Origin of the sequence: Haematobacter massiliensis (genome assembly GCF_000740795.1) — a bacterium.
Classification (GTDB): domain Bacteria; phylum Pseudomonadota; class Alphaproteobacteria; order Rhodobacterales; family Rhodobacteraceae; genus Haematobacter; species Haematobacter massiliensis.
In genome coordinates this window covers 193160-214468 of record NZ_JGYG01000007.1, presented here as the reverse complement: position 1 = coordinate 214468, position 21309 = coordinate 193160, and the positions used below count along the sequence as shown (strand labels likewise).

At 64.6% G+C, this 21309-nt stretch carries 17 protein-coding genes; 7 read left to right on the top strand and 10 right to left on the bottom strand.

Features of this window, described 5'->3' with window-relative positions:
* Positions 1-36 precede the first annotated feature (36 nt).
* Positions 37-714, top strand: a complete 678-nt coding sequence (locus CN97_RS12070; RefSeq protein WP_035711702.1) for an SDR family NAD(P)-dependent oxidoreductase — start codon at positions 37-39, stop codon at positions 712-714.
* 9 nt (positions 715-723) lie between these two features.
* Here the strand turns inward: CN97_RS12070 and CN97_RS12065 are convergent, their stop codons facing one another.
* The gene (locus CN97_RS12065) at positions 724-2214 is read right to left on the bottom strand and encodes an MDR family MFS transporter (RefSeq protein WP_084684136.1); all 1491 of its coding nucleotides are present in this window, start codon (positions 2212-2214) and stop codon (positions 724-726) included.
* 236 nt (positions 2215-2450) lie between these two features.
* Here CN97_RS12065 and CN97_RS12060 point away from each other — a divergent pair, with 236 nt between their 5' ends.
* Positions 2451-4685 (top strand): glycoside hydrolase family 3 N-terminal domain-containing protein, encoded by a 2235-nt coding sequence (locus tag CN97_RS12060; protein WP_211253692.1) that lies wholly within the window; start codon positions 2451-2453, stop codon positions 4683-4685.
* On the opposite strand, the gene CN97_RS12055 is transcribed toward CN97_RS12060, so the two are convergent.
* Genes CN97_RS12055 through CN97_RS12045 form a run of 3 tightly spaced genes read right to left on the bottom strand, consistent with a single transcriptional unit; the run spans position 4682 to position 8797 of the window.
* On the bottom strand, positions 4682-7009 hold the full coding sequence (locus CN97_RS12055) for a xanthine dehydrogenase family protein molybdopterin-binding subunit (protein ID WP_035711696.1): 2328 nt from the start codon (positions 7007-7009) through the stop codon (positions 4682-4684). The genes CN97_RS12060 and CN97_RS12055 overlap by 4 nt on opposite strands.
* The gene (locus CN97_RS12050; protein ID WP_035711693.1) at positions 7002-7472 is read right to left on the bottom strand and encodes a (2Fe-2S)-binding protein; all 471 of its coding nucleotides are present in this window, start codon (positions 7470-7472) and stop codon (positions 7002-7004) included. Before CN97_RS12050 ends, CN97_RS12055 begins: the two co-directional genes overlap by 8 nt.
* A gap of 20 nt (positions 7473-7492) precedes the next feature.
* Positions 7493-8797, bottom strand: a complete 1305-nt coding sequence (locus tag CN97_RS12045; RefSeq protein ID WP_035711690.1) for a c-type cytochrome — start codon at positions 8795-8797, stop codon at positions 7493-7495.
* 170 nt (positions 8798-8967) lie between these two features.
* On the opposite strand from CN97_RS12045, the gene cydD reads away from it, so the two are divergent.
* From cydD to cydX, 5 genes are all read left to right on the top strand, one after another.
* A complete protein-coding gene (gene cydD, locus CN97_RS12040; RefSeq protein ID WP_051911199.1) occupies positions 8968-10602 on the top strand; it encodes a thiol reductant ABC exporter subunit CydD in 1635 nt (544 codons plus the stop codon).
* Positions 10599-12275 (top strand): amino acid ABC transporter ATP-binding/permease protein, encoded by a 1677-nt coding sequence (locus CN97_RS12035; RefSeq protein ID WP_035711686.1) that lies wholly within the window; start codon positions 10599-10601, stop codon positions 12273-12275. The genes cydD and CN97_RS12035 overlap by 4 nt, the downstream gene beginning before the upstream one ends.
* Positions 12276-12358: 83 nt before the next feature.
* Positions 12359-13939, top strand: coding sequence for a cytochrome ubiquinol oxidase subunit I (locus CN97_RS12030; protein WP_035711683.1), 1581 nt, complete (start codon positions 12359-12361; stop codon positions 13937-13939).
* A 4-nt stretch (positions 13940-13943) separates the two neighbouring features.
* On the top strand, positions 13944-15095 hold the full coding sequence (gene cydB, locus CN97_RS12025) for a cytochrome d ubiquinol oxidase subunit II (RefSeq protein WP_035711680.1): 1152 nt from the start codon (positions 13944-13946) through the stop codon (positions 15093-15095).
* Between the two features lie 14 nt (positions 15096-15109).
* Positions 15110-15235: a cytochrome bd-I oxidase subunit CydX gene (gene cydX / locus CN97_RS19910; protein ID WP_051911198.1), complete on the top strand. Its 126-nt coding sequence runs from the start codon at positions 15110-15112 to the stop codon at positions 15233-15235.
* Positions 15236-15283: 48 nt separating this feature from the next.
* Here cydX and CN97_RS12020 read toward each other — a convergent pair whose 3' ends face one another.
* From CN97_RS12020 to CN97_RS12000, 6 genes are all read right to left on the bottom strand, one after another.
* A complete protein-coding gene (locus CN97_RS12020; protein WP_303395626.1) occupies positions 15284-17485 on the bottom strand; it encodes a membrane-bound PQQ-dependent dehydrogenase, glucose/quinate/shikimate family in 2202 nt (733 codons plus the stop codon).
* A gap of 6 nt (positions 17486-17491) precedes the next feature.
* Positions 17492-17713: a hypothetical protein gene (locus CN97_RS21125; RefSeq protein ID WP_211253690.1), complete on the bottom strand. Its 222-nt coding sequence runs from the start codon at positions 17711-17713 to the stop codon at positions 17492-17494.
* A 140-nt stretch (positions 17714-17853) separates the two neighbouring features.
* The gene (locus CN97_RS19905; RefSeq protein WP_051911197.1) at positions 17854-18480 is read right to left on the bottom strand and encodes a TetR/AcrR family transcriptional regulator; all 627 of its coding nucleotides are present in this window, start codon (positions 18478-18480) and stop codon (positions 17854-17856) included.
* Between the two features lie 57 nt (positions 18481-18537).
* On the bottom strand, positions 18538-19494 hold the full coding sequence (locus tag CN97_RS12010) for a bile acid:sodium symporter family protein (RefSeq protein WP_035711678.1): 957 nt from the start codon (positions 19492-19494) through the stop codon (positions 18538-18540).
* Positions 19495-19614: 120 nt separating this feature from the next.
* The gene (locus CN97_RS12005; protein ID WP_035711676.1) at positions 19615-20220 is read right to left on the bottom strand and encodes an alpha/beta hydrolase; all 606 of its coding nucleotides are present in this window, start codon (positions 20218-20220) and stop codon (positions 19615-19617) included.
* A gap of 68 nt (positions 20221-20288) precedes the next feature.
* Positions 20289-21221, bottom strand: coding sequence for a VOC family protein (locus CN97_RS12000; protein ID WP_035711674.1), 933 nt, complete (start codon positions 21219-21221; stop codon positions 20289-20291).
* Positions 21222-21309: the final 88 nt, after the last annotated feature.

Below are 21309 nucleotides of genomic sequence, written 5' to 3'. Positions count from 1 at the left end.
CTGGCGGGGGCGGGAGAGAGCGCTATTTCCCGCCGCATGAAACGCGCAATCGTGACAGGGGGTGCCGGCCTCATCGGCACGGGAATCTGCGAGGCTCTTGCCTCGGCGGGATGGGATGTTGCCTCACTCGACATTCGGGAGGGAACAGGCGCCGCGCGGCAGGTGATCTGCGACGTGACCGATGAGAGTTCCGTCGCGGAGGCCTTCGACAGTCTGGGCTGGGACGAGATCGACCTGCTGGTGAACAATGCCGGGATCGCGAAGCCCTATGGCGGGCCGCTGGCGGAGATGTCGCTTGCCGAGTGGCGGCGGGTGGTGGACAGCCACCTGACAGGAACCTTTCTGGTGACGCGGGCCGCCATTCCCAGGCTCAGGGCAGGCGGATCCATCGTCAACATGGCCTCCACTCGCGCCGTCATGTCCGAGCCGGAGACAGAGCCTTATGCCGCGGCCAAGGGCGGGCTGATCGCGCTGACCCATGCGCTTGCGATAAGCCTTGGCCCGCGTATCCGGGTGAATGCGATCGCACCGGGGTGGATCGCGGATGGCACAGGTCTCGGTCCCCGCGACCACGCCCAGCATCCGGCAGGGCGGGTGGGAATGCCCTCGGATGTGGCGGAGGCGGTCTCCTATCTTGCTTCCGCGGGGTTCATGACCGGCCAGGTGCTGGTGCTTGACGGGGGTATGACACGGAAGATGATCTACGAGGACTGATCCGCGCCGCTAGGCTGCTAGCCGCTTCCGGGGCAGCAGGATCGCGAGGATCAGCCCGGCGAGAGCGATGCCGGCAGAAGTGAGATAAAGCATGTGATAGGTCGTGGAGACGAGCGCCTCCGCTGCGAGCGCGCCCGGCCCGCCGCCGGCGACCTCTGCCCGCAGGCCCTCCAAACCGGGGGAGCCAGCACTCTCCAGATGGGCAGAGACAATGGCGCCGTAGACCGAAACCGCGACTGCCGCCCCGGCAATGCGAAGGAGCGTGACGGCCCCGGTCGCGGCGCCCATATCCTTGCGCGGAGCCTCCGCTTGAACGCCGATCACCGGCGACTGCTGCACCAGCCCGTTGGAGAAACCTATCCCCATCATGACGGCGCCCACCACGGCATAGGAGGTCTGCCCCGCCGGAAGATAGGCCAATACGCACAGGCCGAGCGAGGCAAAGCCCATGCCGATCAACAACAGCTCCCGCAGCCGCCCCGTCCGTGAGATGACCTGCCCCGCGATGAGCGAGCCTATGGCCATGCCAAAGGTGATCGCGATGAAGAACAGGCCCGCTTTGGCAGGGGCAAGGCCCGTCGAAAGCTGGAGATAGATCGCATGATAGTTCACAAGGCCGATGGCGATGGCCCCGTTTGCTGCCCCGATGAGCAGGAGAAGCAGAAAGCTGCGGTTTTGAAAGAGTGACAGCGGAATGATCGGTTCCGCCGCCCGCTGCTCGAACCGGACCCAGAGTAGGAGGCTTACAAGCGCAAGCGCCGCGAGCCCCGCCGCGCCAAGAAGCGCGTGTCCCTCGAATACCTGCTGCACATCGGCGAGCATGACGATGCTGATGATGGCGATTGTCAGCGTCACAGCCCCTGCCACGTCGATCTTGCGCCGCACATACTTGCGGCGGCGCGGCAGGAGGAAGGCAAGACCGAGGATCACGATCGCGCCGATTGGAAGGTTGATGAGGAAGATGCTGCGCCAGCCCCATATCTGAGTAAGCGTTCCCCCAAGCGCCGGGCCGATGGAGGCCGCACACATCAGCACGAGGCTGGTGAAGCTCTGGTATTTCGCGCGCTCCCGCGGCTCGAAGAGGTCGGCGTTGACCGAAAAGACGCTGACCATGACACCCCCGCCGCCAAGCCCCTGAAGGACACGGGCGGCGATCAGCCAGTTGATGTCAGGGGCGACGCCACAGGCGAGGGAGCCGATGAGGAACAGCACCACAGCGAACAACAGCACGGGCTTACGCCCGAACATGTCGCCGAGTTTGCCATAGATCGGCATGGTGGCGCACTGGGCCAGCATGTACGCGGCGGTGATCCAGCCGATCCGCTCCGCGCCATGCAGGTCGCTGATGATAGCGGGGAGCGCCGTGGAAACCACCTGCACGTCGATCATCGCCATGAAGATCGTCAGCATCAGCAGGGCAAAGATCGTCATCTTCCGCGAATGCGGCAGCAGCGCTGCCGGAGGCAGATCGGAGGACGCTGCGACTGTGGTATCGCTCATTGGCTTTTCCGCTTGGAGATGTGAGGGCGGGTTAAGCCTGACGGCAGCGAGACGCAATCCACCCTGCGACAACATGCGGCATTTTTGGCCCTTGGCAAGGCGAGGCGGCGCGTGGCAGGCGGCTGGGATCGGCGGATCGGGAGGCGCCCCCGCGCCGCGAGACTTGCCAAGGGGCGCTTGTGCGCTCTAAATCGCGATGGACCTCCCCCCGGAACAGCGAAACCATGAGCCTTCGAATGACCCGGCGCGATCTTCTTCTGGCGGGGGCCGTGATGCCGATAATGCTTTCCGCAGTTCCCGCAACGGGGAAGGCGCAGCGGATCGAGGCATTGCTGAATCGTATGACCCTTGAGGAAAAGGCGGGGCAACTGACGCTCGTCAATGACCCGTTCCGCTGGCGGCCGGGAAACGTCAATCCCGAGGCGTTTGATCCCGGTCAGCAGGCCGTGGCGCAGGAGATCCGCGAGGGGAAGGTCGGCGCGCTTTTCAATGGAGTTGGTGCGGCGCAGGCACGCTATGCCCAACGTCTGGCGGTGGAGGAAAGCCGGCTGGGCATCCCCCTGCTGCTGGCCGCCGATGTAATCCACGGGTTGCGGACGATTTTTCCCGTTCCTCTGGCGGAGGCGGCAAGCTGGGATCCCGATCTTGCCGCTCGCACGGCCCGCGCTGCCGCAACCGAAGCGGGGGCCTCGGGTATTCATCAGACCTATGCCCCGATGGTGGATATCGCGCGGGATCAACGCTGGGGCCGTGGGGTGGAAGGGGCGGGGGAGGACGTCCTGCTCGGGCGCCTTTTCGCCGCGGCGCGCGTGCGGGGCTTTCAGGGAGAGAACCTGCGCGATGTCTTCTCCCTCGTCGCGACGCCCAAGCATTTCGCGGCCTATGGTGCGGCGGAAGGCGGGTTGGACTATGCAGGGGCGGAGCTCTCGGAGCGGGCGCTGAGAGAGGTGTATCTCCCGCCCTTCCGCGCTGCCTTCGACGCGGGAGCATGCTCCGTCATGTGCGGGTTCAATACGGTCAACGGCATCCCCGCCACTGCCAATCCGTGGTTGCTGCAGCAGGTGCTGCGCCGCGAATGGGATTTTGGCGGCTATGTGGTCTCCGACTACACCGCCGATGCCGAGCTTGTCTCGCATGGGTTTGCGGAAGATGCGCGCGATGCGGTGCGGCTGGCCTTTATGGCCGGGGTGGACATGTCGATGAACAGCCGCCTCTACCAGCGCTACCTCCCGGAGCTGGTGGCAGCGGGCGTTGTGCCGATGGCCCGGCTGGATGATGCGGTACGCCGTGTCCTACGGGTGAAGGAGGCGCTCGGGCTGTTCGACGATCCCTGGCGCGGGATGGATGCCGAACAGGAGACACGTGTGGTCCGCTCCCCCAGCCATATCGCGCTCGCGCGCGAGGCGGCGCGCCGCTCCGTCGTTCTGCTCAGGAACCAGGGGGGGCTCCTGCCGCTTCGACCGGATCTTCGGATCGCGCTGATTGGTCCATTCGGTGCGGATGCAGACAATGCGTTCGGCCCCTGGTCGATTTTCGGCGAGCGGGAACATGTGATCACGCTGGAGGCGGGAATTAGGGCGGCCCTTGCTGATCCCGACCGGCTGACCGTGGTCACAGGCTGCGGGATCGAGAGTGAACTGCCGGGTGGCATCGAGGCGGCGGTTGCGGCGGCAGGCGCTTCGGATGTCGTCCTGCTCGCGGTTGGGGAAAGTCAGTGGATGTCCGCCGAGGGCCATTCCCGCACAGAAATCGACCTCCCCCCGCAGCAGGCCGCGCTGGTCGAGGCGGTCATGGAGGCGGGTCGCCCCGTCGTGGTGCTGCTCAAGACCGGCCGTGCCCTCGCGCTTACCGGCCGTGTGGCGGAGGCCGATGCCATCATGGTCACATGGTTTCTCGGGCAGGAGGAGGGGAATGCCGTGGCCGACCTGCTGTTCGGCACTGCCGCCCCGTCCGGTCGCTTGCCGGTGAGCTTTCCCCGCAGGACGGGGCAGCAACCGTTTTACTATGCGCGTCTGTCCACCGGCCGGCCCGCGCAGGCGGCGGATCAGGCCTACAGCGCGCATTATCGCAACCTGCCTGACAGCGCGCTTTATCCCTTCGGACACGGTCTGACCTATGGGTCGGTGCGCTATGAGCCGCCGCGGCTGTCGGCCGACCGGCTGATGGCAGGCGGGCGGCTTACCGCTACGGCGCGGTTGACCAACGACGGTGCCCGTGACGCAGAGGAAGTGGCCCAGCTCTACCTGCGGGACAGGGCGGCGCAGGTTGCACAGCCGCGGCGACTGCTGAAAGCCTTCAGGCATGTCACCGTGCCCGCGGGCGGCGCGGTTGAAGTGAGCTTTGATCTGGGGGTGGGTGAACTGGCCTATCTCGGGCCGGATATGCAGCCTACTGTCGATCCGGGCTGGTTTGATCTTTGGATCGCGCCCGATGCGGAAAGCGGCGTCGCCGCCGCCTTCCGGTTCGATTAGAGCTTCCGTGCCGTCTGGCCGAGCGCGGCGAGAACCGCGTCCGGCATGATAGGCAGATGCCGCATCCGGATGCCGACCGCGTTGAAGATGGCATTGCCGATGGCCGGCGCCACCACCGTGGTCGCCGGCTCGCCCAGCCCGACAGGCGCCTCCGAGCTGGGGAGGAACGCGATGTCGATCTCCGGCGTGTCGATCATCCTGAGGGGGGTATAGGTATCCAGGTTGTGATCCCGTACATTTCCGGCCTCGAACGCCGTTCCCTCATAAAGGGCCATGGACAGACCCCAGAGCGTCGCACCCTCCGTCTGGGCCAGTGCGCCATCCGGGTCCACGATGATGCCGGCGTCCGTGGCGATGGAGAGCTTTTCCACCCTGACATAGCCGGTTTCGCGGTCCACATGTACACGAGCACCACAGCCCACCCATGTCGGCATGTCACGCTCCTGCCCGAAGCTGGTTGCAAGGCCGATGCCGGTATCGGCCGGCATTTCGCTGCCCCAGCCGATCATCTCCGCCGCACGTCGGAGCGCGGCTGCCTGACGCGCGGCGCCGCCTACTGCGAGCGGTGAGCTTCCGGCATTCCTTCCCTCGGCCCTGAGCAACGACAGCCGGAACTCCAGCGGATCGCGGCCAAGCTTGTGAGCTGCCTCATCCATGAAGCTCTCGACTGCCCAGATCGTCCAGCCCGGCCCGACGGACCGGAGCCAGCCGGGCCGGAAGGTGGCATTGGCGAGATCGTTGGAAATCGCGCGGACCCTTTGTTTACCCACGCTGTACCAATGGTCGGCGCCGGAAATCGCGAAGGGATCATAGGGCTCTCCATTCGTGCCTTTTGGCAAGGCAGGCGGCGCCATGACCTGCGTCGGCCAACCTGCGGCCGCGTCATGCTCCATCGCAGCGACCTGTCCCCGTGCGTCGAAGGCCATGGCCACGCGCTGCACGGAGGCAGAACGGGGGCTGTCGAACAGCACATCCTGCTCCCGGGTCATGATCATCTTGACCGGCTTGCCATTCAGCGCCTTGGAGGCAAGCGCGACCGGCACGGCGTAGTCGCCGTTCAGCCGCCGCCCGAATCCGCCGCCGAGCATGTATGTGCGCATGACGATCCGGTCTTCCGGCTCCCCGAGCGCGGCGGCGAGGCTGGGCAGGATCAACGACTGCCACTGATTGCCGGTGTGGATCTCCCAGATGCCATCAGCGTTGCGAAAGGCGGCGGCGTTCAATGGCTCCAGCTGAAAGTGAAGCACGGTCGCCGTGGTATATTCTGCTTCCAGCCGGTCGGCCGCGGCGGCAAAGGCAGGTGCCGTGTCGCTGTCTCCGGTGTCGAGGATGGCGCCCGTGCCAGTATCCGCGATCAGCTTGCGGGCATGATCGAGAATATCGGCCTCCGTCACCTTGGCGGTCGGCCCGGCCTCCCAGGTGACCTTGACCTGCGCTGCCGCCCTCTGCGCGGCGATATGGCTCGTGGCGATGACCATCACCCATCCCGGAACGGTCCCGGAGGCATCGTCAAGCGTGATGCTCTGCACATAGCCCTGCACCGCCTTCGCGGCGCTGTCATCGACGGTCCTGACCTTGGAGCCGACGCGCGTCGGCGGCAGGATGGGGGCGCCCCAGACCGCGCCGTCGATCTTCGCGTCAATGCCGAAGATCGTCTTGCCGGTGATCTTGTTCGGAATGTCCAGCGCCTCGACATCCTGACCAACGAGCCGCAGGTCACCGACGGGTTTGAGCGGCAGCCCCTTCAGCTCATCTTCCGTGAAGGCGCGCGAAATGCCGTCGGAGACGAGTTCTCCATAAGAGAGCGAATTGGCGCCGGAGGTCACACGCCCCTCCCGCGCCACGCAATCGGCTGGCGATACGTTCCAGCGTGCCGCGGCGGCTTCCATGAGCGCGATGCGCCCCGCAGCACCCGCCTGCCGGTATATTCCCCAGCTCTGCGCGACAGACCAGCTTCCGCCTGTCACCATCATTCCCCATTTCGCGGCACTATCCACATGTGTGATGCGTACGTTTGCCCAGGGAACGTCGAGTTCGTCCGCGAGGATCCGGGCGATGGCGGTGCCGACATGCTGGCCCATCTCCGCACGGATGATGTTGACCTCCACCTTTCCCTGGCTGTCGATCGTATACCAGATCGTCGGCTCAAACACTTCACCCACGGGTGGAACCGGCAGGCCATCTGGCTGGGCGGGGTCCATCGCGGCGACCGCCCGGCGGGCATAGCCGAAGGTGACGCCCGCAGCTGTCAGGGTGATGAGGAAGCCGCGCCGCGTCAGGCCGCGGATCGCCTCTCCCCGTGGTGGAAGACGGAGGTTACCCATTGGTCGTCTCCCGGAGTTCTGCCGCGGCCTCACGGATCGCCTTACGGATGCGGATGTAGGTCATGCAGCGACAAAGATTGCCGGTCATTACCGCGTCGATATCGGCATCTGTCGGGTCGGGGATGTCCTTGAGAAAGGCCGCGGCCTGCATGATCTGGCCGGGTTGGCAGTAACCGCACTGCGGCACGCGGATTGCGCGCCAAGCCTTCTGCACGGGATGGGCGCCTTCGGGATGCAGGCCCTCGATCGTGGTGATCTCCGTTCCTTCCACCGATGAAAGCGGTGTGATGCAGGATCGCGTCGCACGTCCGCCGACATGCACGGTACAGGCCCCGCACATACCGATCCCGCAGCCGAACTTCGTCCCGGTAAGCCCGGCGATGTCGCGGATCACCCAGAGAAGCGGGGTGTCATCATCGGCATCCACCGTCACGGGCTGTCCGTTCAGGGTGAACTTGGTCATCTGGTCACCTCCTGACCCGTTCAATGTGCAAGCGGCGGCTCCGCACGGATACGCGCCACGGCCTTTTCCAGATCGGGCCAGGGGCGTTCTTTCGTGCGGGTCGCGCGCAGATAGGCGGCGATGGCGGCTACCTGACCGTCATCAAGAGCATGGCCAAAGGCCGGCATGACGATCCCGGTCATCCCCTGATCGGCGCGCAGCCCGTCAAGGATCACATGGATCAGGTTGGCCGGGTCCGAGAGCCGCGTGGAGGAGTTGATGCCCAGATCCGGCCGTCCCTTCACGATCCCGCCGCTGTTGTAGTGGCAAGAGGCGCAGGCCGTCGCGTAGAGCCGCTGCCCTTCCTGCAGCCGGTAGTCAGCTTGCGGCGCCTCCGCCTTCAGGGCGGCGAGAACGGCTGGGTTCTGCGCTTCATCCGCAGGTGCGGCGCCGACGATATCGCCCAGATAGATGCCGATGGCCCAGAGATCGCTGTCGGGAAGTTGGCGGATCCCCGCATGCACGACAGGCGCCATCGGCCCCGCAGCCGCACCGTGATAGGTGGTCGCCCCCGTTGCGAGATAGTCGTGAAAGTCCGCCGCGCGCCAGGGAACGCCCGAGGGGTTCCGCGCGGTCAGGGGGGGTGCATACCAGTTGTCGATGGGCGCGCCTTCATACTGAGCGTCAGTCCGCTCCGCGCCGAGACGATTGCGCGGCGTGTGGCAGGCGCCGCAATGGGCGATACCTTCCGCCAGATAGGCGCCACGGTTCCATTCGGCGGGCTTTTCAGGGTTGGGGACGAAAGGATGCAGATCGGCAAAAAGCAGCTTCCAACCCGCCTGTAGCACTCGCACGTCGAGCGGGAAGGGCAGCTCGTTCGCCTGCTTCGCCGCCTTCACGGGAGGTACGCTGCTCATGATATAAGCATAGAGCGCCGAGATATCCGCATCGGTGATGCGGGAGAAATGGTCATAAGGGAAGGCGGGAAACAGATGCTCTCCCCGTTGGCCGATCCCCTGCCGCATGGCCCGGGTGAATGCCGCTTCCGACCATGTGCCGATCCCGGTTTCCGGATCTGGCGTGATATTGCTGGAGTAGATCGTGCCGAAATCGGTCTTCATCGCATAGTTGCCCGCGTAGGGCGCCGCGTCTCGCGAGGCGGTGTGGCATGTCGCGCAATAGCCTGCCGCTGCAAGAATACGGCCTTTTTCAACCAGGGCGGGGTCAAAGCTGTCTGGCGCGGGTCTGGCTACCGGTGCGATGGCGGGGTGCCAAGCATAAATACCAAAGCCGATTGCGCTCGCCACAGCGATTGCCGCAAGTCCGCCGAGCACGCGCCCAATCATTTTCGCCTCGCTTCCGCTGGGTCCGGTCATCCTCTCACCCGCGCAGGGCGAGTGCAATCCACTTTGAAAGCCGCCCCTTCGCCCCTGCGGCATTATGTCGGCGGAATAAGTTCTTTCTCCGCCTCAAGGTTAGTGTGAAGATCAGCCACGTCCACACGAGGCGGCCCGCGATGACGGAAACTCTGCCGAACAAGAACACGATCACCGCGGCCTCCGCGCTTTCGACCGTTGCGTCGCTTCTATGGTTGCCACAGGCGGCGCTGCTTGCTGTCTGCGTCGGGAGGATGGCGGCCGGTTCGGCTGACGTTTTCCTTCCGGTTGTAGTGTTTCTCCTGCTCCGTCTTCTCCAGGCGGGTGTTCAAGCGCTGTCGGAACGGCTGGCCTTTCGGGGTGCCAGGGCGGAGCTGTCCCGGCTCAGGCTGCGAGTCGCGACCGCGCTGGCCGAACACCCGCCGTTTGATGCGGCGCGGCCTTCCTCAGGTCTCGCCGCAAGTGCGCTGGCGGAGCAGGCTGAACTCATCGTGCCATATCTGAGCCGCTTCCGCCCCGCGCGGTTCCGGGCAACGGTGGTTCCTGTGGCGATCTTTCTGGCGATCTTTCCTCTGTCGTGGCTGGCGGCGCTGGCGTTGCTCATCGCCCTTCCGGTCATCCCGCTGTTCATGGCGCTCATCGGCTGGAGGGCGAAGGCGGCGAGCGAGGCGCATTTGGGTGCGGTCGGCACGTTCAACGGGTTCCTTCTCGACAGGTTGCGCGGCATGGCGACGATCCGGGGGCTGGGCGCCGTGGGCGGGGCAGAGGCACGGCTGGCCACCATGGCGGGCGATCTTCGGGATCGGACGATGGCAGTGCTGCGGATCGCGTTTCTCTCCTCCGCCGTTCTGGAGCTTTTCTCGGCGCTCGGGGTAGCGATGGTGGCGGTCTATGTGGGTTTTCATCTGTTGGGTGAATTACCTTTCGGGGCCTGGGGGGCGCGGCTTTCGCTGACGGAGGGAATGTTCATCCTGCTGCTCGCGCCGGCTTTCTTTGAGCCGATGCGGGATCTGGCGGCGGTATGGCATGATCGGGCCTCGGGAGAGGCGGCGTTTGACGCGCTCGACGGGCTTGTCCCTTCCGGGATGACTTATGCCGGCGCTTTGGCGCGGCCCAGTCGCACGGGGGAAGCGGAACCACCTTCTGTGATGCTGGAAGCGGCACAGCCTGCGCGAGAGAATGGCCGCCCTGTCAGCTTCAGTGTGGGGGCAGGTGAACACGTTGCCCTGACCGGGCCGAGTGGGTCCGGCAAATCCACGGCGATCGGCCTGATCGCAGGCCTCGTGCCGCTCGTCTCCGGCCGGGTGCTCGTGGGTGGAGTGCCGATGGCGGGGGATGCTGCCGCGACGCTTCGCGCCGGGATGGCATGGCTGGGGCAGGAGCCGCACCTTCTTCCCCTGTCGCTCGCAGAGAATGTGCGGGCAGGGCGCGACATCTCCGATGAAGACCTGGCCGCAGCGCTGTCGTTGGCCGGGCTGTCGCGCGTCGCTGCATTGCGGGGGGGCGTGCCGCTTGGAGAAGACGGCGCAGGTCTCTCCGGGGGAGAGGCGATGCGGCTGGCCCTGGCGCGCGCCGCGGCATCGCCGTCTGGCCTGATCCTCGCCGACGAACCGACGGCTCATCTGGACAGCGTGACGGCGAATGCGGTGATGGAAGGGCTGCTGACGCTGGCGCGAGGGCGCACGCTCATCGTCGCCACCCATGATCCCCGGCTTATCGCACGGCTCGACCGCGCCATCGCGGTGAGTCCGTCAACCACGGTGGTTGCGGCATGACCCGGCTAGGCCATGATTTCAGCCCTGTGATCCGCGCGCTTGCGGCAGGGCGAGAGAGGCGGTTTCTGCTCGGCGCCGGGTTCGCCGCGCTCACGGCTCTGGCGGGGATAGCGCTGCTCGGTCTTTCGGGTTGGTTCATCACGGCCACGGCGATTGCGGGACTTTCGGCGGCCACGGCGCTGACCTTCGGTGTCCTGATGCCCGCGGCCGGGATTCGCCTGCTCGCGGTTCTTCGGACCGTGTCCAGGTATGTCGAGCGGCTGGTTACCCACGGCGCGACTCTGGACGCATTGGCGGAGTTGAGGGTGCGCCTTTTCCGGGGATGGAGCCCGGCAGAGGCGGCCGGCGCGCTTGCGACCCGCCCCTCGCGCCTGCTGTTCCGTATCAGCGCCGACAGCGAGGCGCTGGATTCCCTCTATCTGCGAGTTGCCGTCCCGCTTGTGGCGGCGGGGCTGGGGGCGCTGGCGGTCGGACTGGCGCTGTCACTTGTCTCGCCCATGCTGGGTCTTTGTGTCGTCTTAGTGTTGCTGGCAGCGGCGGGGATCATTCCCCTGCTTTCCTTGCGGGCGGGTGCCTCCACGATATATGCGCGCAGCCGGTGGCTTGAGGGATTACGGAGCCATGTGATCACGCTTGTACGCAATCAGGCGGATTACGCGATGACCGGCCGGCTTCCGGCGGAACTGGAGCGCATTGCCGATCTGGACAGCGCTTTGGGCGGCGCGGATGATCGTGCCAACAGGGTGGAAATTGCTGCAGGCGTCGGCGCGACCGCCGTGGGCGCCGTGATGATCGCGGCAGTGACGCTGGCCGTTGCAGGATTGGTCGCAGAAAACCGGGTCGATGTCCCCGTGGCAGCGTTCTGCATCCTTCTGGCCGTGGCGGCGGGAGATCCGTTGGCAGCGTTGCGACGGGTGGGGGTGGAAGCTGCGCGCGCCCGGGTAGCGGCACGGCGGCTTGGACCCCGGTTGGGGGTGTTGCCTCCGCCTGCGCCGCTTGCCGCTCCACCGGAGGGTCAGGCAGTGGTGCTGCAGAACGTCGCCGCTGGTCCTGTCACGCAGGGAGAAACACTGCATGACATCTCGCTGGCCATCGGCAAGGGAGAGAAGGTTGCCGTTATCGGACCGTCGGGCGCGGGTAAATCGACGCTCCTTCTGTTGCTCGCCGGGGAGATCCGGGCGCGGCGCGGCAAAGTGGCCGTTCTGCCCTCTACCTTGATGACGCAGCGGAGTGAGCTTTTCCGGGACAGCCTGGCCGACAACCTTCGGCTTGCGGCCCCGGATGCCGGTGACGCCGCGCTGATCCGTGCGCTCGAGGATGCGGGACTCCGTGGTTTCGCCGCTCGCCTCGCTGCTCCGCTAGGCGAGGGGGGTATCGGCCTGTCGGGCGGAGAGGCCCGCCGAGTGGCACTCGCCAGACTGCTTCTTCGCCCCGCCCCGCTCTGGCTGCTCGATGAGCCCACTGAGGGCACAGATGCAACAACGGCGCGGGATATTGCCCGGCGGCTTGATTTGTATCGGTCCGCTCACACAATGGTGATCGTGACCCATATGCGGCGGGAGGCGGAAGGTGCCGACCTGCTGATCGCGATGGAGGGGGGGCGGATCGCCCGTATCCATCGGCGAGGGGAGGCGGGCTACGCCGCCGCCCTTTCGGCGCTGCGTCCCGATTAGGACAACAGCGCCTTTACCAGACCGACGCCCGCGCGCCGCGGACGCCTTGGAACGGAGCAAGAGCTCGCCCGGAAAGGCCAGCCATGGATTTTTTTGACGTCGTTACACTCTCGCGCCTGCAATTTGCCCTGACGGCGCTCTACCACTTCCTGTTCGTGCCGCTCACCCTCGGCCTGTCTATCATGCTCGCCGCGATGGAAACCGTCTATGTGATGACGGGCCGGGTCATCTGGCGCCAGATGACCAAGTTCTGGGGCACGCTCTTCGGGATCAACTTCGCGCTCGGCGTGGCGACCGGCATCGTGATGGAATTCCAGTTCGGCATGAACTGGAGCTATTACAGCCACTATGTCGGCGATATCTTCGGCGCACCGCTGGCCATAGAAGGGCTGATGGCCTTCTTTCTCGAGGCAACCTTTGTCGGGCTGTTCTTCTTCGGCTGGGACAAGATGTCGAAGGTGGGCCATCTCATCGCAACCTATTGCGTCGCGATCGGCTCCAACTTCTCGGCCCTGTGGATCCTCATCGCCAACGGCTGGATGCAGAACCCGGTGGGCGCGCATTTCAACCCCGACACGATGCGGATGGAGGTCGCCAGCTTCTACGAGGTGCTGATGAACCCCGTCGCGCAGGCGCGGTTCGTGCACACCGTCTCTGCAGGCTATGTCGTGGCGTCGGTCTTCGTGCTGGGGGTATCGGCGTGGTATTTGCTGCGTGGCTGGCACATTGCCATCGCCAAGCGGTCGATCACCATCGCCGCCTCCTTCGGGCTTGCTGCGGCGCTGTCTGTCGTCGTGCTGGGTGACGAGTCGGGCTATCTCACCTCTGAACATCAGAAGATGAAGATGGCGGCACTGGAAGGAATGTGGGAAACGGAGCCTGCCCCTGCCCGCTTCACCCTTTTCGCCATCCCCGACATGGAGGCGCGGGAGAACCGCTACGCCATCCATATTCCCTGGGTCATGGGGCTGATCGGGACGCGTTCGCTCACCACGGAAATTCCAGGCATCCTCGATCTCGTCGAACATGCAAAGGAACGCATCCGGTCGGGCATGATCGCTTATGACGCGCTCCAGACGATACGGGCGGAGCCTGACGCGACGGCCTCCGGAGCCGCGCGGGTTTCGTTCAGCGAGCGGGAGGACGATCTCGGATATGCGCTGCTCCTCAAGCAGTATATCGACGATCCGCGGCAGGCGACGGAGGAGCAGATCGACCGCGCGGCCTGGAGCACGGTCCCCAATGTCCCGGTGCTGTTCTGGGTCTTCAGGATCATGGTCGCAGTCGGGCTTTTCAACATCCTGCTGATGGGCACCTTCTTCGTGATGAGTACGAGGAGGTCGATCGACAGGCATCCATGGCTGTTGAAGGTGGCCGTATGGGCGATGGCGCTGCCCTGGATTGCAGCCGAATGCGGTTGGATCCTGGCGGAGTACGGCCGGCAGCCCTGGGCTGTCGAAGGCGTATTGCCGGTGTTTCTCAGCGTCTCCGACCTGTCGGCGGGGACGGTGCTGATGACGGTCATCGGTTTCACGCTGATCTATGCCGTGTTGATCGTGATCGAGGTCAAGCTCATGCTGGCCGCGATCCGCAAGGGCCCGGCGCCGGACTATGATGCGGAGGCGCCGCTTATCCCGAAACCCATCGTGACGCCGGCGGAGTGATGCCATGATCCTGCATGATTTCTTGAGCTACGACGCGCTCCGCCTGATATGGTGGGTTCTTCTGGGCGTCCTTCTGATCGGATTTGCGCTGTCGGACGGGTTCGACCTCGGCGTGGGAATGCTTCTGCCCTTCGCTGGGCAGAACGATGTCGAGCGACGCATCGTCATCAACACGGTGGGTCCGGTCTGGGAGGGCAATCAGGTGTGGTTGATCCTGGGCGGCGGCGCGATCTTTGCCGCATGGCCGCCGCTTTATGCGGTGTCGTTCTCGGGCTTTTACCTCGCGATGTTTGCGATCCTGTTCGCGCTGATCCTGCGTCCGGTCGGCTTCAAATACCGCTCGAAGCGGGAGAGCTTGGCCTGGCGGTACAACTGGGACTGGGCGTTGTTCATCGGGGGATTTGTGCCAGCGCTCATCTTTGGTGTGGCGGTGGGCAACGTGCTCCAGGGCGTGCCATTCCGCTTCGGCCCGGACATGCGCATCTACTATGACGGTTGGTTCATCGGCCTGCTGAACCCCTACGCCCTGCTCTGCGGGCTTCTGTCGGTCGCGATGCTGGCCATGCATGGCGCGGGATGGCTGATCGTGAAGACCACCGGGCAGGTGCAGGCGCGGGCGCGGCGGTTCGGCACATGGGCGGCGATCGCCACACTTGTGCTCTATGCCCTTGGCGGACTGCTGCTCTGGGCCTTCATTGATGGGTATGTGGTCACGAGCACATTTCCCGATAACGGACCTTCCAACCCGTTGGCCAAGACGGTTGAGGTCTATGCAGGCGCATGGTTCACCAACTATACAGCCCATCCATGGATGCTGATCGCTCCGGCAGCGGGCTTCGTGGGTGCGCTCGGCGTTCTGGCCATGATCGCGGCGAAGCGGGAGGTCGGCGTGCTCGTGCTGAGCAAGCTGTCAATCTTCGGAGTGATCTCGTCCGTCGGGCTTTCCATGTTTCCGTTCATCCTGCCTTCGTCCGAAATGCCGGGGGCGAGCATAACCGTATGGGATTCATCCTCCAGTCACCTGACACTGTTCATCATGCTGGTGGTCACGGTCATCTTCCTGCCGGTCATCGCCCTCTACACCGCCTGGGTTTACAAGCTCCTTTGGGGCAAGGTGGAGAAAGAGGATGTGACCGGCGACAGCCACGCTTACTGAAAGGACCGGAAAATATGTGGTACTTCGCTTGGCTACTCGGCCTGCCGCTGGCCGTCACTTTCGCGGTGCTGAACGCAATGTGGTTCGAGATACTGGAAGACGGCCGCGAGAAGCTTGACGAAAGCAATAAACTGCGCTGACGCTCATAGGTAAGCCGGCCCGGATTGCTCCGGGCCGGCCCCTCGTCTTTACTGTCTGGGCAGGGCATAGGCGACGAGGTAGTCGCCCGGTTGTGTCTGCATCAGATTGTGGCCCCCTGCGGCGATCACCACGAACTGCCGCCCGCTCTCCTCGGAGAGATAGGTCATCGGCGTTGCGTTGCCTCCCGCCGGCAGGCGTCCTTTCCACAGGATATCGCCCGTCTCGAGGTCCATCGCGCGAAGCGACTGCTCCCCAGATGCCGCGATGAACACGAGCCCAGATTTGGTCGTGATGGACCCGCCCAATCCGGGAACGCCGAGGCTGATCGGCAGTCGCGAGCGGATGATGCTGCCTGCGATGGTCACGCCGCTGTCTTCCGCCGTGCCCGACCGGCGCTGCCAGAGCACCTCCTTCGTCGTAAGATCGACCGCCGTCACAAGGCCGTAGGGCGGTGCGAGGCAGGGGGCGCCCAATGGCGACATGAAGGGCTTCAGATCCGCGGCATAGGGCGTGCCCTCCTGAGGGACTGCTCCGCCCACGCTCACCCCGGGACGACCGTCAGCCGCCCTGAGACCCGCTGCATCCGCTTCAGGCCGCGGCATCAGCCGGAGGGACATCGGCACGCGATTCCAGTTTGCGACAAGGATCTTGCGCTCAGGATCAAAGGAGCCCGAGCCCCAGTTATTGCCGCCCAGAGAGCCGGGGAAGAAGAACACCGTATCTTCGCCCGGAGGCGTGAGCGGCCCGTCCCAGCGTGCCTCGCGGAAGCGGATACGGCACCACATCAGATCGAATGGCGTCGCCCCCCACATGTCCGTTTCGTCAACACCGAGGGGCTTCGTGGGATCGACGCCCGAAAACTCCGGCATCTCGACCGAGAAAGGCTGCGTCGGAGAAATCCGCTCGGCCTCTGCGCCGCCTTGCGGAACAGGGCGTTCCTGGACTTCGTAGATCGGCTCTCCAGTTCTGCGGTCAAGAACGAAATTCTGCCCTCGCTTGGTGAGCTGCACGAGCGCGGGAACGGTTTCCCCATCGATCTGGAGATCAACAAGGCTGGGCTGAGAGCCGACATCCATGTCCCAGACATCGTAATGGATGGTCTGGAAACGCCAGCGCAGCGCACCGGTTTCCGCATCGAGAGCGAGGATCGAGCCGGAGTAACGGTTGTCAAAATCGCGGCGGTGACCACCCCAGTAGTCCGGCGTCGCATTGCCGGTCGGCATATAGACAAGCCCCAGTTCATCATCGGCGGAGATCGGCGCCCACGAGTTCGGCGTGCCGCGCGTGAACTCTTCGCCTTCCGCAGGCATGGAGTGGTCTTCCGGGCGACCCATGTCGAATGCCCAGTCGAACGCCCCGCTGACCGCATCAAACGCGCGGATCACGCCCGAAGGTTCGCCCGTCATCTGGCCGTCAGAGATCCAGCCGCCGATCACCACCCGCCCGCGCACGATCTGGGGTGCCGATGAGACATAGGAATAGCCGGGAATGACTTGGCCAAGACCCTGCTTGAGGTCGACCTGGCCGTTCTCGCCGAAGTCCGCGCAAGGCTCGCCGGTCGCCGCGTCGATGGCCAGAAGCCGCGCGTCCACCGTTCCGCCAATGATCCGCGCAGAGCAGGCGGCCCCGGCTGGAACCTCGCTTTCGGGGGCCTCATAATAGGCAACACCCCGACAGGCAGCCGAACCCGTCACGCCTTTGAGATCGGTGTGGCTGTTGAAGCGCCAGTTTTCCTGCCCCGTTTCCACATCCAACGATACGATGTCGTTCCGCGCGGTGCAGAGATAGAGCGAGCGCCCGATCTTCAGAGGGGTGGCCTGCAGACGCCGCACCGGCCCCTCTGGAGGCGGGTAATCGCCGGTGCGGTAGGTCCAGGCGACTTGCAGATCCTGAACGTTTTCAGGGGTGATCTGCTCCAACGGGGAGAAACGTGTGCCGTATTGGTCATTGCCATAATGGTGCCAATCGCCCTCGGGGGTGCCCGAGACATAGCTGGCCTTTACCTCCGGCAAAGGCCGGGTCGCCGCGATCTCATGGATATCGCCCTGTGCGAATCCCCAGCCGAAAAGCCCCAGCAGGGCGACGGCAAGGCCACCCACGACGGCGCGGCCCAGGAACGCGGGTCGCGGCCCCGAGATCAGGCTCCGGCGATACCACGGGGTCAGGAAAAACAGCCCGAACAGGAAAGGCCCTGACAAGCGGGGGAGCAATGTCCAGAAATCGACCCCTACCTCGCCAATAGCCCAGATATAGGTCTAGGCGAGCATGGCGGCGTAGAGCCACCCGGCCCAGGCGTTGCCGCGCCAGACAAGGATACCGGACACGATCACGGCAAGGCCGGTGATAAGGAAGTAGAGTGATCCGCCCAGAAGGGCGAGCTGCGCGCCCCCCCAGACGTAGGCTAGCCCGATCAGCACGAAGAGGGTTGCAAAGACCCTCGCCGCGCCGCGATGGCGGCGTTCTGTTGTTGGTGTCACAGGGACAACCCTCCGAATGCTCGAACCGCGTGAGAGAGAGCGGTGAGACTTCCGTCAAATATAAATGACTAACTGGTCATTTATGAGGTTGTCGCGGCGATCACAAGCCTGCGTCCAGGATGTGATCTACCTATGGCGCGTCAGGGGAAGAAAAAGGAGATCTGCAACTCCAGCAGGCGGGCTGCCGAGATGCCTTCGCCCGGGTTCAGTACCCCGCCTTCGATCATGGCGACCCAGAGGGATGCGACAAGAAGCTGGGGATTGTCTGCGAGTCGGGGATCACAGGCCTCGCCGCGGGCAATGCCCATGCGGATCGCGGTGGAAATATAGGTGTTGGTGGGCTCGTAGATGCGGCGAAAGTACGTCTCGGCGAGAAAGCGTGATGCGCCTCCTTCGGCGAGCACCAGCCGCGCGAGCGAAGCACGGCCCGACGCTTCGAGTTGCTCCGCAACCGGCAGCATCACACGGCGAAAGTGTTGTCCCAGCGTCTCTTCAGGCAGAAATACCGGAGTATCGCGAAGCGCATTGCGCTCGTCCATCGCCCGCTCGACCACGCCTTCGAACAGGGCCTCTTTCGTGGGGTAGTAGCGATAGGGCGTACCCTTCGCCATTCCTGCGCGATGCGCGATCCGATCCATGCGTGCGCCCGAGACGCCATGTTCCAGAAACTCTGCCATGGCCGCGTCAAGAATGGCGGTCTGTGTCCGCTGCGTCTTCGCAAGGCTCGGGCCGCGCGTCGCGGGTCGTTGGGGGTCATCGTTTGGCATAGGCACTGCACCCATAGCAGAAGGGGCGCCCCCCGGGCGAGGGGCGCCGCGTTCCGATCAGGCGTCTTGGGTTTTTGCGGGCGCTTCGTCTTCCGTCTTTCCGGAAAAATAATTAGCCAGCAGCGCGCCCGAAATGTTGTGCCAGACGCTGAAGATCGCGCTCGGCACCGCTGCGAGCGGTGAGAAGTAGGCGGTCGCCAGAGCGGCCCCGAGACCGGAGTTCTGCATCCCGACCTCAATCGCGATCGCCTTCCGCTTGGCCAGTGAGAGGCCTGCGGCCTTCGCCGCAAAGTAGCCGATGAGATAGCCGAGGCCGTTGTGCAGGACCACCACCGCAAAGATCATCAGGCCAGATTGGAGGATGGAGGCGCGGGAGGCCGCCACAACCGCCGCCACGATGAGCACGATGCCTATCACGCTTACGAGCGGCAGGGCGGGTACGGCTTTGCGTACAAACCCGGGCATGATCTTCTGGGCCGCGAAGCCGAGCGCGAGCGGTATCAGCACGACCTTCACGATCGAGAGGAACATCGCCCAGCCGTCCACGGGCAGGAACTCACTTGCCAGCATCCACACAAGGAAAGGCGTGACGACGGGCGCAAGCAGGGTGGTCACGCTTGTACAGGCCACGGAGAGCGCTACGTCCCCCTTGGCAAGATAGGTCATCACGTTGCTGGACGTGCCGCCCGGGCAGCATCCGACAAGAATGACCCCCGCCGCGACTTCCGGCGGCATCGGAATGATCTTGGTAAGCAGCACCGCAAGAAGCGGCATGATCAGGAACTGACCGAGGACGCCAACCCCCACGTCATAAGGGCGGCGGGCGACTTCCCGGAAATCGTCGGCTGAGATCGTCAACCCCATGCCGAACATGATGATGGCGAGCAATGTGACGATCCATGGCGTCACAAGGCGGAACACATCGGGAAACAGGAAGCCCAACACCGCAAACAGGATCACCCAAAGGGCGAATGTCTTGCCCACGAACATGGACAAACGTTCTATAGCTTTCATCAGGTGTCCCCCTCTCGCAACTTTGTTCTGGAGGGCGATAGGCGCTTTACGCGTGTCAGGCAAGCCGTTCCCATAGCAAAAAGGGCCCGCCGTCGCGGACCCATTGGTTCCTTGCGCCGCTCAACGGCGCAGGAAGGCGGCGAGCCGGGATATTTCTTCCTGCCGCACCTCATGGCCACCGTCATGCAGCATGAGGTCAACGTCTGCCCGCTGCGCCCTGAGCCAGTTGGCCAGCTCTTCGGTCAGCGGCAGGGGACATATCGGATCGCGCCGGCCGGCAGTAATCAGCACCTCCCGTCCGGCAAGCCCTGCGTTGGGCTCCGGCTTCCAAGGGATCAGCGGATGCATGAACACGGTGCGGTCCAGCAGTTCCGGGGTCTGCAGCAATACGGAGGCGAGGATGTTGGCCCCGTTGGAATAGCCCAGAGCATAGAGCGGCGCGCCCGGATGCGCGGCCCGATGGGCGCGGATAAAGGCTGTCATCTTGTCCGTCGCCCGGCTCAGGTCGGCCATGTCATAGATGCCCTCTCCGCTGCGGCGGAAAAATCGCGCAGCACCGTGTTCGGATACGTCGCCACGCGGCGAGACAAGGCCCGCACCGGGCAGAATCTGCTCCACCAGCCCGGCGAACTGATGCTCGTCCCCGCCGGTGCCGTGCAAGGCGATCACCAGCGGCTGGCCGGGGGCGGGGTCGCGGGAGATATGATGATAGCTGTCGAGGGGCATGGGATGCTCCTTATCGGGGGAAGCGCGCCGCCGCCCTGTGGCCCGCGGCGCGCCGTGATGCGAACTGATCAGTCCGTGATGGGTGTAAGGAGACGTTCGATCTGCGAGCGGAGATGGGCATGCTGCGTCGGGAGTTGCAGGGCTTCTCCGAGATGTGCCGTATCCTCGTCACGGTCGAAGCCGGGCTCGTTGGTCGCGACCTCGAAAAGAACGCCGCCCGGCGTGCGGAAATAGATCGCCCAGAAGTAGTCCCGGTCGATCACCGGCGTCACGTTATAGCCCGTGTCCATCAGCGCCTTGCGCACGTCAAGCTGAGCGGCGCGGTCCGGCACGGCAAAGGCCACGTGGTGCACGGAACCAGCCCCCTGACGGGCTATCGGCGCGCCGGGTAGCACTTCGAGGTCGATGAAATCGGCGCCGTTGCCGTTCTGCACGCCAAAGCGGGTGATGTCGCCCTGCCGGTCTATCTCCTCATAGCCCATGAAGCGCAGCAGCTCGCCCGTCGCACCACCATCGCGGAGCCGCATGGACACGCTGTGGAAGCCGTGAACGCCCTCAGCAGCTGCGACCGGACCGCCCGCCCATGGCGCGCGACTGTCGTCCGCCACCTCGACCAGAACGAACCCGTCGCCGTCAGGGCCCTGAAAGCGCAGGCGCTTCTCACCGAAGACCTCCTCCTCCGTCACGCCGTCGACATTGTAACCCGTCAGACGCTTCTTCCAGTAGGACAGCGACCCCTTGGGCACGGAGAACGCCGTCTCCCCCACTTCACCCGCGCCGGGGCGACCGCGCACGATATGGGGGAACGGAAAATAGGTCATGACCGAACCGGGCGTGCCCACCTCATCACCGTAGTAGAGGTGATAGACATCGGGCGCGTCAAAGTTCACCGTTTTCTTGACCCGGCGCAGGCCCAGCATCTTGGTGAAAAAGTCGTTGTTCTGCTGGGCATCCGCGGCCATGGAGGTGACGTGGTGAAGGCCCTTGATCTGTTTCAGCATGGTTGATCCCTTTCCGAGAACGGAGGGCTGATGCAGCGCCTCCCGATGTCTTGAGGGGAAGATGGGGCGGAACATTGCCAAAGAGAAC